General features: G+C 70.2%; 13 protein-coding genes and 2 pseudogenes. 9 read left to right on the top strand and 6 right to left on the bottom strand.

The annotated features are described in order from the left end of the window. Positions 1–2 precede the first annotated feature (2 nt). The gene (locus tag C0R66_RS18355; RefSeq protein ID WP_101525924.1) at positions 3–578 is read right to left on the bottom strand and encodes a PadR family transcriptional regulator; all 576 of its coding nucleotides are present in this window, start codon (positions 576–578) and stop codon (positions 3–5) included. 138 nt (positions 579–716) lie between these two features. Here C0R66_RS18355 and C0R66_RS18350 point away from each other — a divergent pair, with 138 nt between their 5' ends. Together C0R66_RS18350 and C0R66_RS19775 are read left to right on the top strand one after the other, a co-directional pair. Further along, a complete protein-coding gene (locus tag C0R66_RS18350) occupies positions 717–2,972 on the top strand; it encodes a transglycosylase domain-containing protein (RefSeq protein ID WP_101525923.1) in 2,256 nt (751 codons plus the stop codon). A gap of 1 nt (position 2,973) precedes the next feature. After that, positions 2,974–4,089 (top strand): annotated as a pseudogene (locus C0R66_RS19775) (glycosyltransferase family 87 protein); the annotation flags it as partial. Between the two features lie 331 nt (positions 4,090–4,420). Here the strand turns inward: C0R66_RS19775 and C0R66_RS18340 are convergent. Next, a complete protein-coding gene (locus tag C0R66_RS18340) occupies positions 4,421–5,482 on the bottom strand; it encodes an alanine racemase (protein WP_101525922.1) in 1,062 nt (353 codons plus the stop codon). Continuing rightward, the gene (locus tag C0R66_RS18335; protein WP_277869141.1) at positions 5,479–6,660 is read right to left on the bottom strand and encodes a lipid II:glycine glycyltransferase FemX; all 1,182 of its coding nucleotides are present in this window, start codon (positions 6,658–6,660) and stop codon (positions 5,479–5,481) included. Before C0R66_RS18335 ends, C0R66_RS18340 begins: the two co-directional genes overlap by 4 nt. A gap of 194 nt (positions 6,661–6,854) precedes the next feature. Here C0R66_RS18335 and phoA point away from each other — a divergent pair, with 194 nt between their 5' ends. Beyond that, positions 6,855–8,327: an alkaline phosphatase gene (gene phoA / locus C0R66_RS18330; RefSeq protein ID WP_101525921.1), complete on the top strand. Its 1,473-nt coding sequence runs from the start codon at positions 6,855–6,857 to the stop codon at positions 8,325–8,327. Between the two features lie 13 nt (positions 8,328–8,340). Here phoA and C0R66_RS18325 read toward each other — a convergent pair whose 3' ends face one another. After that, the gene (locus tag C0R66_RS18325; protein WP_101525920.1) at positions 8,341–9,147 is read right to left on the bottom strand and encodes a deoxyribonuclease IV; all 807 of its coding nucleotides are present in this window, start codon (positions 9,145–9,147) and stop codon (positions 8,341–8,343) included. 48 nt (positions 9,148–9,195) lie between these two features. Beyond that, positions 9,196–10,113 (bottom strand): serine/threonine-protein kinase, encoded by a 918-nt coding sequence (locus C0R66_RS18320; protein WP_158648138.1) that lies wholly within the window; start codon positions 10,111–10,113, stop codon positions 9,196–9,198. A gap of 226 nt (positions 10,114–10,339) precedes the next feature. Between C0R66_RS18320 and rpsF the strand changes: the two genes are divergently transcribed. The 4 genes from rpsF (at position 10,340) to rplI (ending at position 12,073) form a co-directional block, all read left to right on the top strand. Next, positions 10,340–10,630 (top strand): 30S ribosomal protein S6, encoded by a 291-nt coding sequence (gene rpsF, locus C0R66_RS18315; protein WP_101526367.1) that lies wholly within the window; start codon positions 10,340–10,342, stop codon positions 10,628–10,630. Positions 10,631–10,731: 101 nt separating this feature from the next. Beyond that, positions 10,732–11,307: a single-stranded DNA-binding protein gene (locus C0R66_RS18310; protein ID WP_101525918.1), complete on the top strand. Its 576-nt coding sequence runs from the start codon at positions 10,732–10,734 to the stop codon at positions 11,305–11,307. Positions 11,308–11,375: 68 nt separating this feature from the next. After that, a complete protein-coding gene (rpsR, locus tag C0R66_RS18305) occupies positions 11,376–11,612 on the top strand; it encodes a 30S ribosomal protein S18 (protein ID WP_101525917.1) in 237 nt (78 codons plus the stop codon). 14 nt (positions 11,613–11,626) lie between these two features. Beyond that, on the top strand, positions 11,627–12,073 hold the full coding sequence (rplI, locus tag C0R66_RS18300) for a 50S ribosomal protein L9 (protein ID WP_101525916.1): 447 nt from the start codon (positions 11,627–11,629) through the stop codon (positions 12,071–12,073). A gap of 161 nt (positions 12,074–12,234) precedes the next feature. On the opposite strand, the gene C0R66_RS18295 is transcribed toward rplI, so the two are convergent. Next, entirely contained in the window at positions 12,235–13,566 is a 1,332-nt protein-coding gene (locus C0R66_RS18295; RefSeq protein WP_101525915.1) for an MATE family efflux transporter, read from the bottom strand. A gap of 457 nt (positions 13,567–14,023) precedes the next feature. Here C0R66_RS18295 and dnaB point away from each other — a divergent pair, with 457 nt between their 5' ends. Beyond that, positions 14,024–15,454, top strand: coding sequence for a replicative DNA helicase (gene dnaB / locus C0R66_RS18290; RefSeq protein WP_101525914.1), 1,431 nt, complete (start codon positions 14,024–14,026; stop codon positions 15,452–15,454). Between the two features lie 817 nt (positions 15,455–16,271). Beyond that, positions 16,272–17,168, top strand: a pseudogene (locus C0R66_RS19770) (CRISPR-associated endonuclease Cas3''); the annotation flags it as partial. Positions 17,169–17,408 lie beyond the last annotated feature (240 nt).

Raw genomic sequence — 17,408 nt, 5'->3', positions numbered from 1 at the left:
CGTTACCGCTGGTCGGGATTGGCGGGCTGGCTGACAGGCCCGGCCTCTCGTTCTGCCTTGATCAGGTCCGAGAGCCAGCGGACCTCTCGCTCGACCGACTCGACACCGTGGCGCTGAAGCTCCGCGGCGTACCGGTCGACCTCCTTCTGGGTGCGGGTCAGGTCTGTCTGGACCCTCTCCAGTCGTTCCTGGAGCCGGGTGCGACGTCCCTCGAGGACGCGCAGGCGGATCTCCATGTCGGTGGAGGAGAAGAAGGCGAAACGGATGTCGAAGGTGTCGTCCTCCCAGGCGGTGGGGCCGACCTCCGACATCAGGCGCTCGAACTCGACGTGACCGGCCTCGGTGACCCGGTAGACGATCCGAGGACGTCGGGTCACCGGCGCGGGGACGGTGTCGACCTCCTCGATCAGCGAAGAGCGCAGCATCTTCTTGAGCGCGGGGTAGAGCGAGCCGTAGGACAGCACCCGGCCCCACCCGAGCATCAGGTTCAGCCGCTTGCGCAGCTCGTAGCCGTGCATGGGTCCCTCGTGCAGCAGTCCGAGGACTGCGAGCTCGATGGTCTCACTACGGCGTGCCATGAGACCTATCGTAGCGATATATCCGCTGGACGGGAACAGCGGTGCTGTCGCGGCGCCGCGGTCGAGGAAATCGGGGGCGGTGGGGGCGGCCACTACCCTTACCGGCGTGAGTCAGTCCCGCAGAGCCCCGGGCCGGCCGTGAAGAAGCGGCCCGCCAAGCAGAAGTTGACCACCAAGCAGAGGCTGCGCAAGGTCGCGCTCGCGCTCTCGGTGGTCGGCGTCGTCGTCGCTCTGGTGGCGGTGGGCGCCTTCGTCTTCCTCTACCAGAGCATCGAGATCCCGGACGAGAACGAGGAGTTCAAGACCCAGACCTCGTTCGTCTACTACGCCGACGGGGAGAGCGAGGTCGGGCGGTACGCGAAGCAGAACCGCGTCAACGTCCCGCTGGACAAGATCCCGGACAACATCCAGGACGCGGTGGTCGCGGCCGAGAACAAGTCCTTCTGGACCGACAACGGCATCGACCCCAAGGGCATCGTGCGGGCGGCGTTCTCCAACGCCACCAGCGACAGCACCCAGGGTGCCTCGACCATCACCCAGCAGTACGTGAAGATCCTCTACCTGAGCAGCGAGCGCCGGCTCTCCCGCAAGATCAAGGAAGCGATCCTGTCGCTGAAGATCCAGCGTGAGCGGAGCAAGCGGGAGATCCTCGAGGGCTACCTCAACACCATCTACTTCGGCCGCGGTGCGTACGGCGTCCAGGCGGCCGCGCAGGCCTACTTCGGCAAGGACGTCGGGGACCTCAAGCTCCGCGAGGCCGCGGTGCTGGCCAGCGTGCTGAACAACCCCACCGCCTACGACCCGGCGAACGGCGCCGAGGCCGAGATCGGCCTGACCCGCCGCTACAACTACACGCTCGGCCGGATGGCCAACGACGGCATGATCAGCGAGACGAAGGCCGAGAAGGCGCAGAAGAAGCTGCCCAAGTTCCCCAAGATCCAGGGCGAGAGCACGTACGGCGGCCAGCGCGGCCACATGCTCAAGCTGGTCCGGGACGAGCTGCTGCGCCTGGGCTACAGCGAGGCGGAGATCGACGGCGGTGGCCTGCGGGTCACCACCACCTTCGACAAGAAGATGATGACCGACCTCCAGGAGTCGGTGATCGAGCAGCGGCCCGAGGGCTTCGGCGACAAGGAGCTGCACATCGGCGCGGCCACCGTCGAGCCGGGGACCGGGGCGCTCAAGGCGTTCTACGGCGGCCAGGACTACCTGGACTCCCAGATCAACTGGGCGGCGACCGGTGGCATGGCCGGCTCCACGATGAAGGCCTTCACCGTCGCCACCGCCCTGCAGGAGGGCTTCTCGCTGCGCGACTCCTTCCAGGGCAACTCGCCGTACACCTACCCCGACGGCCTGGAGGTCTACAACGCCGGCGAGGGCGCGCACGACATGGGCTCCTCGGTCTCGATGACGACCGCGACCGCCAACTCCACCAACACCGCGTTCGTCGACATGAGCGACGCGATGGAGGACGGGCCGAAGAAGATCTACCAGAACGCCATCAAGGCCGGGCTGCCTCCGTCGGAGCCGCAGAAGAAGTACCCCGGCATCCCGTCGCGCTCGATCGACCTGACCCCCGACGACACCCTCATCACCCTCGGCAAGGCCCGGGTGAGCCCGATCAACATGGCCAACGCCTACGGCACGCTCGCCAACGCCGGCGAGCGCGCGGACGTGCACGTGGTGGAGAAGGTGGTCGACGCGGACGGCGAGACGACGTTCTCCCGGCAGGCCCAGACCCGGCGGGTGCTCGAGGAGGACATCGCCGCGGACACCACCTACGCCCTGGAGCAGGTCGTCACCTCCGGCTCCGGCACGGCCGCGCTCGCCCTGGACCGCCCGGCGGCAGGCAAGACCGGCACCGCGACGGCGCCCAACCCCAAGGACCCCGAGGAGACCCACGTCTCCTCGGCCTGGTTCGTCGGTTTCACTCCCCAGCTCTCCACCGCGGTGATGTACGTCCGCGGGGACGGGGACGACGCTCTCGACGACTGGCTGCCGTCGTATTACGGCGGGACCTATCCAGCCCAGACCTGGACCGCCATCATGGAGCGCGTGATGGATGGCATGGACGTTGAGGACTTCCCGGACCCGGCGTACGTCGACGGCGACGCGCCGTCCGACGGCCACGAGTACGTGCCGCCGCCGCCCCCGCCGCCGCGGCCCACCAAGGCGCCGCCGAAGCCCACGATCAGCCAGGAGCCGCGGCCGACCGAGGAGCCGACCCCGAGCGAGGAGCCCACCGAGGTGCCGACCCTGGTGCCCACCCCGACGCTGGTCCCGACGCCGACGGTGGTGGTCCCCACTCCGCCGCCGCCGCCGCCGCCCCCGCCGCCGACACCGACCCCGGTCGTGACCCTGCCGCCGGTGCCGACCCCCACGCCCGGGGGCTGACATGCTGCGGGGGGAGCAGGTGGAGCGGGGGGAGCAGGTGCATCCCACCTTGGACGACGGCACGGTCGCGGCCCTGTCCGAGGTGGTCGGCGGTCCGATGGGCTCGCGTGCCGGCCGCCACTGGTGGTGGACCCCGGTCCGGGTGCTGCTGCTGCTCACCGCCGTCACCTTCGCCCTCGGGATGGTCACGAAGGTCTCCTGCGTGGAGTCGGACTGGCAGGACAACACCGAGCGCTTCTCCCACATGTGCTACTCCGACATGCCCTACCTCTACCAGGGTCGCGGCCTGGCGGACCTGGCCTGGCCCTACACCGACGACGCCGAGATCCGCGCCCAGTACGAGGTGATGGAGTACCCGGTGGGCATCTCCTACTGGGCCTGGGGCACCGCGTACGTCACCCACTGGCTGAGCGGCTCACCGGACCTCGACGATCCCGGCCGCGACCGGGTCGCGGAGGGCACGTTCTACGTCGCCGTCAACGCGATCGGGCTGGCCCTGGTGGCGCTGCTGTCCACCGTGCTGCTGGCCGGGGTCAACCGCCGCCGGCCCTGGGACGCGGCGGGCTTCGCGCTCGCCCCGGCCCTGGCCCTGACCGGCCTGGTGAACTGGGACCTGCTGGCCGTGGTCTTCGTCGCCGGTGCGCTCTGGGCCTGGGCCCGGGAGCGCCCGGTGCTCACCGGGGTGATGATCGGGCTGGGCACGGCGGTGAAGCTGTTCCCGCTGCTGCTGCTCGGCGGCATCTTCGTGCTCTGCCTGCGGCGTCGACGTTGGGCCCAGCTGGTCGCCACGACCAGCGGCGCGGTGCTGGCCTGGGTGGTGGCCAACATCCCGGCGCTCTTGACCGGCCCCGAGCAGTGGAAGCTCTTCTGGACCTTCAACTCCGAGCGGACCGCCGACCTGGGCTCGGTGTGGCTGTTCCTGCAGCAGGGGCCGCTGGCTGACACCCAGCTCAACCCGGCCACCGGGGTCAGCGAGCGGGTGGACCACTTCTTCACCGCCGACACCATCAACCAGTTCTCCTGGCTGTTCCTGCTGGTGTGGTGCCTGGCCGTGCTGGTGATCGGGCTCAAGGCCCCGCAGGCTCCCCGGCTGGCGCAGCTGGGCTTCCTGGTGGTGGCCGGCTTCCTGCTCATCAACAAGGTCTACTCACCGCAGTACGTGCTGTGGCTGCTCCCGCTCGCGGTGATGGCCCGCCCCCGGTGGCGCGACCTGCTGATCTGGCAGGCCGGCGAGCTGCTCTACTTCGCCTCGGTCTGGTGGTACCTCGGGGACTTCCTCGCCCCCGGTGACGGCGGCCCGGTGGTCTTCTACTGGATCGCCATCGGGCTGCGGATGCTCGCCGAGCTCTACCTGGTGGTGCTCGTGGTACGCGACGTGCTGCGGCCCGAGCACGACCCGGTGGACCGGGACCCGTGGGACCTGCCGGACCTCCCGAGTCCGGCGAGCCTCAGGCCACGACGACGCGGTCGAACGTCGTGGCGGTGTAGCGCACCCGCACCTCGATCTCGTCACCCACCGAGGGCACCCGGGCCCCGGACGGCAGGAAGAGCATCGACGCCTGCATGTGCGGCGGCTCGGCGAAGAGCCGCTGCTTGCCGTCGATGGAGTACGGGGAGCGCACGAAGCCGACCGCGTCGAGACCGCCTCGCGCCAAGGTTGCGGCCCGCGACTTCAAGGACTGGTCGCCCGTCGGCGCCTCCAGGCCGATGCCGTGGGCGGTGCCGCCGCTGACCACCAGCAGGTGGCCGGACTTGGGGGCGGTCCGCGAGCGGTAGCCGAACACGTCTCCGCGCTCCACCGCGTGCACGTCGAGCACGGTCGCGGTCACCGTCAGCGCCTGGCGGTCGCCGAGCCACAGGTCGGTGCCGATCCGCGGCCGGATCTCGAAGTCGGCGTACGACGCCCGGAGCCGTTCCAGCTCCTCGGGGGTGAGGTGGCTGACCCAGATGGTGCGGGTGGGCAGCCCGGCGGCCACCACGTCGGTGAGCAGCCGCTGGACCTGGCTCAGGTGCGAGCCCTGGGCCAGGGGCAGGTGCAGGGCCACGCCCTCGAGCCGCCCGCGGTCGGTGAGACCGCCGAGACTGCGCAGCCCACGCGGCGTCATGCCGTGCCGCAGCATCGAGGTGACCAGCTCCAGGACGTAGCGCGCCCCCGGGTCGTGGGTCAGCAGCGCTGCCAGGTCCTCGGGTCGGCTGACGGTGTGGATGACCCGCCCCGCCAGGGCGGGGTCCACGTCGAGCGCCGCCCCGAAGGGCCGCCACGGCGTGAGGACCAGCAGGTCACCGGTGAAGCGCGAGGCCACCTCGGCGAGCTCGTGGTAGGTGCCGACCGCCAGGGTGTCGGCGCCCAGCCCCTGGTCGCGGAGCCACTGGGTCTTGCGGGCCAACCGGCCCAGCCCGAAGCCGTAGCCGTTGCCCTTGGCCACCGGCACCAGCCCGGGGGTGCGCTCGGTCAGCGCTCCCAGGTGGGTGCGCCAACGCTCGCCGTCGACGGTCAGGGTCAGGCTCATCCGCGCCTGCTCATGTAGACGTCGAACGCCTTGTAGAGGACCCGGTTGAGCGGGAGGTCCCACTCGCCGGCGTACTCCACGGCCTGGCCGCCGGTGCCGACCTTGAACTGGACGAGGCCGACGTGGGGGTCGTCGCCGTCCAGGGTGTCGGTGATGCCGCGCATGTCGTAGACCTCGGCGCCGGCGGCGAGCGCACCGCGAATCATCGCCCACTGCACCGCGTTCGAGCCCCGGACCTCGCGCTTCTCGGTCGAGGACGCGCCGTAGGAGTACCAGGCGTGGGCGCCCACCCGGATCGAGATGGTGGCGGCCACCAGGTCGCCCTCGTGCCGGGCCAGGTGCAGCACGATGCGGTCGGGCTCCTCGGCGGAGAGGGCGTCGAACATCGTCTGGAAGTAGGCCAGCGGACGCGGCGTGAAGTGGTCGCGCTCCGCGGTGTGCACGTAGAGGTCGTGGAAGGCGGCCAGATCCTGGGCCAGCTCCTGGGCCGAGCCGGTGACGGCGGTGACCTCCACCCCGGACTTGTCGGCCTTCTTGATGTTGCGCCGCCACTGCTGGTTCATCCCGGCGAGCAGGTCGGCCTCCGACCGCGGCTTGCCGTCGGCGTCGACCAGCGGGAGGTGGAAGTTGTACTGCGGCTGACCGGCCGCGAAGCCGCCCTCGACGGCCTGGGGACGCCAGCCCAGCTCGTGCAGCTGGGAGACGATGCAGGCTCCGGTCTGGTTGCGCTCCAACGGCGCCACGTCGTCGAGCCGGCGTACGGCGGGATCGGCGATGCCGTCCTTGATCTGGGCCGCGGACCAGCGGCGGGTGACCACGGGCGGGCCCATCCGTACGCCGAACGCGCCGGACCTGCCCAGGTGCGCGGTCAGCGGTGCCAGCCAGGCACCCAGCGTGCCGGTGTCCTCCTGGCAGCAGCCGTCCCAGTCGATGACCGGGCCCTCGGGCAGGTAGGCCAGGTAGCGCTTGACCTTGGGCAGCTGGCGGTAGAGCACCAGGGCCGCGCCGACCAGCCGTTCCCCGTGAAACCAACCCACGGACTCGTGCCGCCACTCCGCCTTCACCCGGCCCCAGGCCGGGGTCTGGAGGAACGAGGCGGACCGCTGGGTGCGGAGGAAGTCCAGGTGCTGACCGGGGCTGATGAGGCGCAACGTCAGGTCTGTCGTCTCGGTGGGCACGACCCGAGGCTACCCGCGAACGGTCCCGCAGCCTGCACACGGCAACAGGTCACCGAGCGTTCACCCGATGGCCACCGCGCTGGGGGTGCACGGGCCACGGGCACTCGGTTGGCTCGAGGTCAGCGCCCTCCGGCGCCGTCCCTGAGGCGGGTGTCCTCCAGGCCCCGCCAGCGACCTGACAGAAGGGCCACACCATGTCGTCCCACTCCACCCTGCGCAACCTCGCACTGGGCGCCGCGGCACTCTCGCTCCCGGTGGCACTGGTCGCCACCGGCGCCGACGCCCACAACCACCCCCGGCGCGCCTCGGCCTCGCCGCTGATCGAGCGGGCCGCAGCCGGCCCGGTCGACCAGCACGGAGGGGCCCGGCGGATCACCCGGGACCAGACCCAGCTGATCGCGGACGCCGTCAAGGGCTCCGCCGCCAAGAACGTCATCCTGGTCATCGGCGACGGCATGGGCGACTCCGAGATCACCGTGGCCCGCAACTACCTCAAGGGGGCCGGCGGGTTCTTCCCCGGCATCGACGCCCTCCCGCTCACCGGCCAGCTGACCCACTACAGCGTCGAGCGGGAGACCGGACTCCCCGACTACACCCCCGACTCGGCCGCGACCGGCACCGCCTGGGCCACCGGGACCAAGACCTACGACAACGCGGTCAGCGTGGACCGCAACGGCACGCCGCAGCAGACCGTCCTGCAGCTGGCCAAGAAGGGCGGCCGGGCCACCGGCAACGTCAGCACCTCCGAGATCCAGGACGCCACCCCGGCGGTCCAGGTCTCGCACGTCAGCCTGCGCCGCTGCTACGGACCGGTGGCCACGACTGCGAGCTGCCCGGAGAACGCGAAGGAGAACGGCGGACTGGGCTCGATCAGCGAGCAGCTGCTCGACACCCGCCCCGACCTGACCTTCGGGGGCGGCTCCGCCACCTTCACCGAGGTGGCCAAGGCCGGCCAGTGGGCGGGTCAGACCCTGGCGGACCAGGCGCGGGCACGCGGCTTCCAGTACCTCACCGACAAGGCGGGGCTGGCCTCGCTGAAGCGCGCCGACCAGGATAAGCCGGTGCTCGGCCTCTTCTCCCCGGGCAACATGCCGGTGCGGTTCGCGCCCCTGGTGGCGACCAGGGGCGGCGCGGACCTCCCCGCCGCCACCTGCCAGCCGGAGCCCACGTCGGCCCAGGTGCCCTCGCTGCGGGAGATGACCGGCAAGGCCATCGAGCTGCTGTCGAAGAGCAGGACGGGCAAGAAGAACGGCTTCTTCCTCCAGGTCGAGTCGGCCTCGATCGACAAGAAGGACCACGCCGCCGACCTGTGCGGCCAGATCGGGGAGACCCAGCAGCTCGACGAGGCGGTGACGAAGGCGCTCGAGTTCGCCCGCGCGGACAAGAACACCCTGGTGATCGTCACCGCCGACCACGCGCACACCTCGCAGATCGTCGACGGCGCCACGCCCGGCCTCGACGCCCGGGTGCGCACGGCCGACGGCGCCGAGATGGTCGTCGCCTACGGCACGTCGGCCACTGCCGGCGGCATGCAGCACACCGGCTCCCAGGTCCGGGTCGCCGGCTACGGCCCCGGCGCGGCCAACGTCGTGGGCCTCATCGACCAGACCGACCTGTTCTTCACCATGCGTGACTCCATGGCGGCCTGGACCCGCGCCAACCGCTAGACCCGTTCGCCGGTCAGAGCCGCGAGCGCACCGAGGCGGCGTCGGCGACGTGCTCGTCGGCGCCGCCCGGTGTCTCCAGCACCACCGGGGCACCCGCCTCGCGCACCACGGAGGCGATCAGGTCGGGGTCGATCCGGCCGGCCCCGATGTTGGCGTGCCGGTCGGCGCCGGAGTCGAACTCGTCGCGGCTGTCGTTGCAGTGCACCAGGTCGATCCGGCCGGTGATGGCCAGGACGTCGGCCACCACGGTCTCCAGCGCGTTGCCTCCGGCATGGGCGTGGCAGGTGTCGAGGCAGAAGCCGACCATGTCGGCCCCCTCGGTGGACTCGATCGCGGCGAAGACGCCCGAGATCCGCTCCAGGTAGCGGGTCATCGCGTTCTCGCCCCCGGCGGTGTTCTCGATCAGCAGCGGCACCTTGAGGTCGGTGGCCTCGACCGCCTTGCGCCAGTTGTCGAAGCCGACCGCGGGGTCGTCGGCCTTGTTGACGTGACCGCCGTGCACGATCAGGCCCTTGGCGCCGATCTCCGCGGCCGCGTCCATGTGCTGCTTGAGCAGCTTGCGGCTGGGGATCCGGATCCGGTTGTTCGTCGTGGCGACGTTGATGATGTACGGCGCGTGCACGTAGAGGTCGATTCCGGCGGCCTCCGCGTCGGCACGCAGCGCGGCCGCACCTCCGGCGTACCGAACCTCGGGGCCCTTGTAGCCCTGCGGGTCGCCGAGGAAGAACTGCACCAGCCCCATCCCGCGGGCCCGGGCCTCGGCGATCGGGTCGGTCTGGTCGACGTGGGCGCCGATGGACAGGGTGCTGGCCGGACTCATGACGAGCAGTCTAGGAAGAGTCACCGACAAGCGGCGGCGTGCCGTGCGTCATCCGAGCATCCGGACGATCGCGGCCACGCAGCCCCCGGTCACCGCCAGCGAGGTCGCCATCACCGCGAGCGGTCCCCAGGGCAGCCGACGGCGTCCGGGCCGCTCGTCGGGGGCGGGGCCCAGCCGGTCGCGGACCCACACCCCCGGCTCCGGCGGCACGTCGAGACGGCCCAGCAGGGCCAGCGCCTGCTCCGCACCGGCCGGGCGCGCCTGCGGGTCGTCGGCCAGCAGCCGCTCCAGCAGCGGTCGCAGCCGACCCGGGGGCAACGGCACCTCGGCACGGGGCCGGCGCCCGGTGAGCAGGTGCACGCCGAGCACCCCCACGGCGTACAGGTCCTGGCGGGGCTCCGGAGCATCTCCCCGGGCCTGGTCGGGCGACATGTAGCCCTCGGTGCCGATGGCGGCCGGCGAGGTGGTGAGCCGTTCGCCCGTCAAAGTCACCGCGACCCCGAAGTCGGCGAGCCGGACGTGCAGGCTGCCGTCGGCGGTGGCCTCCAGCAGCAGGTTGGCCGGCTTGACGTCGCGGTGCACCAGCCCAGCGGCATGCACCGCGGACAGGGCGCGCAGCGTCTGGGCCAGGATCGTCGCCACGCAGCCCTCCGGCAGCGGCCCGTGCTCGGCGAGCAGCGTCTGCACCGAGCCGCCGCGGACCAGGTCCATGGTCAGCAGCACCACGTCGTCCTCGGCGGCCCAGCCGGTGGGCGCCAGCACGTGGGGGTGGCGCAGCCGGATGCCCTGCTCGCGCAGGAACCGGGCCAGCAGCGCGCCGTTGTGCTGGCCGAGCACCTTGACGGCGACCAGCTGGCCCGAGCGCAGGTCCCGGGCCCGCCACACCGAGCCCATGCCGCCGGCGCCGATCTGGTCCAGCAGCACGTAGCGCCCGGCGAGGCACGCGGCGGCTGGGGGTGCGGGCACCGACGCCACGCTAGCGAGGTGCGGTGCGGGCACGGACAACGATTCACAGGGTGGGCGGCCGCGCTGGTAACGTCCCGTTGTTCTCTGTGTGGGCTCCTCAGTAGGAGTCTCGCCAGGGAGCCGCGGCCGCAGGCCGTCCCTCGGGGCGATCCGCACGCCGCGCACGCAAGCCCTCCTGCCACGGAAAGTCCGTGGCCGCCCGAGTCCAGAGGAGGTGGAGACCGCTTTGCGTAAGTATGAAGTAATGGTCATCCTCGACCCCAGCCTTGAAGAGCGCACCATCGAGCCGTCGCTCGACAAGTACCTCAACGTCATCCGTACCGACGGTGGCACCGTGGACAACGTCGACGTCTGGGGACGTCGTCGCCTTGCCTACGAGATCAAGAAGAACGCTGAGGGCATCTACGCCGTCATCTCGCTGTCGGCCGAGCCTGCCACGGTCAAGGAGTTCGACCGTCAGCTCACCCTCAACGAGTCCATCCTGCGCACGAAGGTCATCAAGCCCGGCAAGCGCTGAGGTTGTGGAGAAGTCCACGACCTTGTCGGTGGCATCGGCGACGATGTCCTCGGCAGACATTCGCAACACATCACAAGATGGATCAATGAGGGAGTCCTGACATGGCAGGCGAGACCGTCATCACCGTGGTCGGCAACATGGTCGACGACCCGGAGCTGCGCTTCACCCCCTCGGGTGCACCCGTGGCGAACTTCCGGATCGCGTCCACGCCGCGGACCTTCGACAAGAACTCCAACGAGTGGAAGGACGGCGACGCGCTGTTCCTCTCCTGCTCTATCTGGCGCCAGGCGGCGGAGAACGTCGCCGAGACGCTCCAGAAGGGGATGCGTGTCGTGGTGCAGGGACGGCTCAAGTCCCGTCAGTACGAAACCCGTGAGGGCGAGAAGCGCACCGTCTTCGAGATCGAGGTCGAGGAGATCGGCCCGTCCTTGAAGTACGCCACCGCGAAGGTCACCCGCACCACCCGTCAGGGCGGCGGCGGCGGCAACTTCGGTGGCGGTGGCGGTGGCGGCAACTCCGCTCCGGCCAACGACCCGTGGAGCACTCCGGCTCCGTCGCAGCCCGCACAGGGTGGCGGCGGCTACGGCGGCGGTGCTTCTCAGGGCGGCGGCCAGGGTGGCGGACAGCCTGACCCGTGGGGCGCCCCCGGCGTGGGCTCCGACGAGCCCCCGTTCTGATCCAGTCCGAATACACCCTCAACCATTCCGGCCCTGATCGGCCGGGCTTCTAGAAAGGAAGCACCACAATGGCCAAGGCAGTGATTCGCAAGCCCAAGAAGAAGGTTTGCCAGTTCTGCAAGGAGAAGGCGACTGGTGTCGATTACAAGGACACCACGCTCCTTCGCAAGTTCATCTCCGACCGCGGCAAGATCCGTGCGCGTCGCGTGACCGGCAACTGCGTCCAGCACCAGCGCGACGTCGCCATGGCGGTCAAGAACGCCCGCGAGGTCGCCCTGCTGCCCTACACCTCCACCGGTCGCTGAAAGGAGCTGGACACATGAAGCTCATCCTGACCCAGGAAGTGACCGGCCTCGGCGCTCCCGGCGACGTGGTCGAGGTCAAGGACGGCTACGGCCGTAACTACCTCGTGCCCCGTGGCGAGGCGATCCGCTGGACCCGTGGCGGCGAGAAGACCATCGAGTCGATCAAGTCCGCCCGCGCCTCGCGCGCGGTGCGCGACAACGACCACGCGGTCGAGATCAAGAACAAGCTCCAGGGCAACCCGGTCGCGCTCAAGGTGCGCTCCGGTGAGGGCGGTCGTCTCTTCGGAGCGGTCACCGCTGCCGACATCGCCGAGGCGCTGAGCGCCGCGTCGGGCGAGACCGTGGACAAGCGCACGCTTGTGCTCGGCAACCCGATCAAGGCGCTGGGCACCCACGAGGTGTCCGTCAAGCTGCACGACGAGGTCACCGCCAAGGTGACGCTCAACGTGATCCCCGCCTGACACACGCAACACACGCAGTTCGGCCCGTCTGCCCCGCGAGGATGCAGGCGGGCCGTTCCGCATCTCCGGGATCGGTGCTGCCCTCCCTCACGCCGGCGGCCCTCGGCGGCCCTCGGCGGCCCTTGGCGGCCCCCGACTGCCCTCTTGATGAGCTGGGCGGCCTAGGAGCGACCCTGCGCGCCGGTCACCATCCACCGGGTGCCTGACGCCCGGTGCAGGAGCACCACCGCACGGCTGCCCAGGAAGACCAGCACGAAGGCGCACCAGACGCCCACGGTGTCCCCCAGGTGCGCCCCCAGGAGGGCGGCGGGCAGGTAGGCCACCAGGGTGACCACGCTGGCCAGCGCCAGGTAGTTGCCGTCCCCGGCGCCGATCAGCACCCCGTCCAGGACGAAGACCACGCCGGCCACGGGCTGCCCCGCTGCGGCGACCAGCAGCACCGGGACCAGCAGGTCCCGGACGGCCGCGTCGCCGGTGAACAGGTGACCGAGCGCCGGCGCCACCGCCGCCAGAGCGACGGCGGTGACCAGTCCCGACCAGACGCCCCACCACACCATGCGCCGGGTCAGGGCCCGGGTGCCCGGGAGGTCACCGGCACCCAGGGAGCGCCCGGTCAGCGCCTGGGCGGCGATGGCGATGGCGTCCAGGGCGAAGGCCAGGAAGGTCCACACCGTGAAGGCCACCTGGTGGGCCGCGACCTCCACCCCGCTCTCGGATGCGCCGGCAGCGACCGCGTACGTGCCGACCAGCAGCGAGGCGCGCAGCGCCAGGGTGCGGATCACCAGGCCGATGGCCGCGTGGGCGGCGCCGAGGATGCCCGCCCGGTCCGGGGTCAACGGTGCGCCCTGGGCGCGCGCGGCGCGGACCACCACGAAGGTCAGGGCCGCGGCCGAGCCGACCTGGGCGACGACGGAGCCGATGGCCGAGCCCGCGATCCCCAACGCGGGGACCGGGCCGAACCCGAAGACCAGGACCGCGTTGGCCGCGATGTTGACCCCGTTGCCGACCACCGCGACCACCAGGGGTGTCCTGGTGTCCTGGAGGCCGCGGAGCACGCCGGTGGTGGCCAGCATGACCAGCAGCGGGGTGACGCCGAGGAAGGCGATGCGAAGGTAGTCCCGGGCGTGCTCGCTGACCTCGGGACCGGTCCCGAACGCCGCCACCAGCGGTCCGGTGAGCGCCACGCCGGCCACCGTGGCCACGGTGCCGATGAGGACGGCCAGCCAGAGGCCGTCGATGCCTTGGGCCAGGGCGGCCCGCAGGTCGCCCGCGCCCAGGTGCCGGGCCACCCCCGCGGTGGTCCCGTAGGCCAGGAAGACGCAGAGCCCCACCACCGTCTGCAGCACCACCGCGGCGATGCCGAGACCGGCGAGCTCCGCGGTACCGAGGTGGCCCACGAAGGCGGAGTCGGCGAGCAGGAAGAGCGGCTCGGCGACCAGGGCGAAGAACGCCGGGACCGCGAGGCGGAGGATCTCCCGATCGGCCTTCTGCACGTGCGCGAGTCTAGGGAGCAGGGCGCCGGCCCTGACCCGCCCGGTGCCCTGACGCCTGGGAGTCAGCCTGTGGACATCCGTGGGATAGCACAGCTGTTCGGCGTGGCGCAGGCGCTTGTCGACAAAGAAACCGGCCACTCTCACATACCGAACCTTGGGGACAAGAGACTTTGGGCAAAGTTTCTATCCACAGGCTTGGGACCGTGTTTGTGCAGGTCAGAGCGGGTGTGACATTGGTTGTGCCCAAGTTATGCACAGGAGGACCCCCAGTCGGTGCACAGATGCTGGGGGTTCGTGCACTGGCTAGGCCCAGTTATGCACAGGGCCTGTGGATAAGGCGCTGTCTTTGCGCTTCCACAGCGCGTACGTTTCGCGAGTCGCAGGAATGTGGGTGGTCACTCATAGCCTCCTGAGCACCGGGTCCCGGTCATCGACCTGCTTCTCCCCTGGAGGTTCCATGAGCGTCGCCGAGCACCACTCCCCGGCGCCGTCGGAGCCGTCGTACGAGGAGGACTACAACGCCTGGGGTGACGGCCCCGCGGCGTACGCCCCGGGTGAGGCGCCGCGCTCGGCCAACGACCGGACGCCGCCCCAGGACAACGCCGCCGAGCAGAGCGTGCTCGGCTCGATGCTGATCTCCAAGGACGCGATCGCCGACGTCTCCGAGGTGGTCCGGGGCATCGACTTCTACCGCCCGGCGCACGAGCTGATCCACGACGCGATCATCGACCTGTTCGGTCGCGGCGAGCCCGCCGACCCGGTCACCGTCTCGGCCGAGCTGCAGCGTCGCGGCGAGCTCCAGCGCGTCGGTGGCGCGCCGTACCTGCACACCCTCTCGGCCAACGTGCCGATCGCGGCCAACGCCTCGTACTACGGGGAGATCGTCCGCGAGAAGGCGATCCTGCGCCGCCTGGTGGAGGCCGGCACCAAGATCGTGCAGATCGGGTACGCCGGAGAGGGCCAGGTCGACGACGTGGTCGACCAGGCCCAGGCCGAGGTCTACAAGGTCACCGACAAGCGGGCCGCGGAGGACTACGCGCCGCTGAGCGACATCATGAACGGCGTCCTGGACGAGATCGAGGCGATCAGCAACCGGGAGGCCGGGCTCTACGGCGTGCCCACCGGCTTCGCGGACCTGGACGAGCTGACCAACGGTCTGCACTCGGGCCAGATGATCATCGTCGCGGCGCGACCCGCCATGGGAAAGTCGACGCTCGCCCTGGACTTCTGCCGGGCGGCCTCGATCCACAACAACATGGCCTCGGTCTTCTTCAGCCTGGAGATGACGCGCTCGGAGATCGTGATGCGCCTGCTCTCCGCGGAGGCGAAGATCGCGCTGAACCACATCCGCAACGGCAACATGCAGGAAGACGACTGGGACAAGCTCGCCAAGAAGATGGGCGAGGTCTCCGCGGCGCCGATGTACATCGACGACTCGCCCAACATGACGATGATGGAGATCCGGGCCAAGGCCCGGCGGCTGAAGCAGAAGCACGACCTGCGCCTGATCGTCATCGACTACATGCAGCTGATGAGCTCGGGCAAGAAGGTGGAGTCCCGCCAGCTCGAGGTCTCGGAGTTCTCCCGCCAGATCAAGCTGCTGGCCAAGGAGCTCGAGGTCCCGATCATCGCGCTCTCGCAGCTCAACCGTGGTCCCGAGCAGCGTGGCGACAAGAAGCCGATGATGAGCGACCTGCGTGAGTCCGGCTCGCTGGAGCAGGACGCCGACATGGTGATCCTGCTGCACCGCGAGGACGTCTACGAGAAGGAGTCGACCCGCCCCGGCGAGGCCGACCTGATCATCGCCAAGCACCGAAACGGCCCCACCCGCGACATCACCGTGGCCTTCCAGGGTCACTACTCGCGCTTCGTGGACATGGCGCACTGACCGGACTGGCTGCCGACAAGGGTCGAACCTGAAAACGCGGCCTCGAATCTGACAGTTTTCAGTTCGTCGTCCGCGCGCCTCTTTCTGGCCGGAGTGCGCTTGTCGCGGCAGTCCAGATGCTCGCGGTGTCCACACACCGTCCCGATGCGGGGCCATACTCTCGACATGAGAGCCCCCCGCCTCCTGCTGCTGTCGGCCGGCGCTGTGCTGGCTGCGCTCGCTGGTTGCTCGGGGGGACGGTGATACGGAAGCCGATTGCGCTGAGCAGGTCCGCCTCGATGGCGTCGTCTACACCGGTTGGTCAGTCACGAAGAGGGACGCCCAGCCGCTGGGAGATGCGGAGCGCGCCAGTTGCGATGACACCAGCCGGGAGGCCTCAGGCTCCTACTTCGCTGACGCCCCAGAGGGCATTCCCCGTCTGGTCCTTCGAGGGGTACTCGCCTGATGAAGTCGTAGGCGTCCGCTTCGACAAGGAGTCGTACACGATCTTCATCGCCGAGTCGCTCCCGGACGGTGACCGGGACAGCCTGCTCGCAGAACTGGGCGGAGCCAAGTACTAGCGTCCGCGCTTCGGCAGATTCGCTCACTCGGCCCGGATTGAGCCGACCGCCGCGTTTCGATTCGGCCCGTCAAGGCGTTACAGATTCGGCAGCGGATCGTTCCAATCTGCAGATGCTTCAGACACCGCGTTCCGCGGCTGGGTACGGACGCCAGAACTCTCTCCCCGTAGCCGGGTGGCGTCGTGTGCCCAGCGGCCGACTCGCTGCTCCTAATCCGCCAGCGGCTGGCTGAGGGTCGCATCGCCAGGATCGTCAATATGGGTCTTAGCCCTCCCAATTGGCGCAACCCGCAGCACGGCGGCTATCGGTCCGCCAAGATCGGTGCTGACATCCCCGTCGCCCGAGGAGACACCGTGGGATTGATGCCCCGCCTCCACGTGACAGCGCCCAAGCTTGACTGCTCCTGCCACGAGGCGCTGTACGAGCTGTGGGCAAAGGACCCGGACGACGTGGCCGCGGGGCTTCCGCCGTACGCGCCGACCCCGCACCTCCTGGACACGGCTGTCGCGATCGAGTCGCTGTGGCGGACCTGGCTCCGGCCGGGCCTGCGGGACCTCCTCACGGCGGCGCTCTACCCGGGCGACGAGTCGTCCTCGGTGCGGGCCTTGCAGCTGCTCGCGGGACTCCACGACGTCGGCAAGGTCAACCCCTTCTTCCAGGCCCAGCCGTTCGCCTTCGGGAAGCCGGCCTGGCGGGTACCGCTCTCGGCACGCCTGACCGAACTGGGGCTCCCGTTGCCGTCCGGCGCGCTGATGGATCTCGCTCGCACCTCTCGACTCGGCGAGCCGAAGGGGCACGGCGGTTCGGTGGCGACGCGCCACGAGTACGTGGGCGCCTTCGCCTTGCGGGGTCGGCGGAACTTCACCGAGCGCGAGTCCGCCAGCGAGGCCTGGATCCCCACCGCGGTCAGTGGCCACCACGGACGCTGGCGGGCCCCTGAGAGCGCGCTGGAGTCGATGGACCGCCGTGACGAGACCCTGCTCCGTGCCACCGCCGGCGATTGCTGGGCGGAGACTCTCGACCACCAGCGGCGGCTCATCGAGCAGGCAATCGGAGTTCGGCTCGACGACATTCCGCCGTTGACTGGGGTTCGTTCCGGTCCCGCGCTCGTCCTCGTTTCAGGGCTCCTGATCCTTGCCGACTGGGTCGCCTCCGACGACGGCTTCGTCGCGGCCGGCAAGCGGCTCATCGCGGGGGGACTGGACCCGATCACGGACACCGAGCAGTGGATGCAGGCGCGCCAGGAGGGGATGGACGCGCACGTCGCACGAACGGTGGGCTCTTTGACGTCTCTCGACAGCGCCGAGGAGGTCATCCTGGGCGGCCACCCGCCCCGGCCGCTCCAGCAGGCAGCCATCGACATCGGGCCCGACGACGGGCTGTGGATGGTGGCG

This window comes from Nocardioides houyundeii, from assembly GCF_002865585.1.
Classification (GTDB): domain Bacteria; phylum Actinomycetota; class Actinomycetes; order Propionibacteriales; family Nocardioidaceae; genus Nocardioides; species Nocardioides houyundeii.
This window is presented reverse-complemented; position numbering and strand designations above follow the sequence as displayed.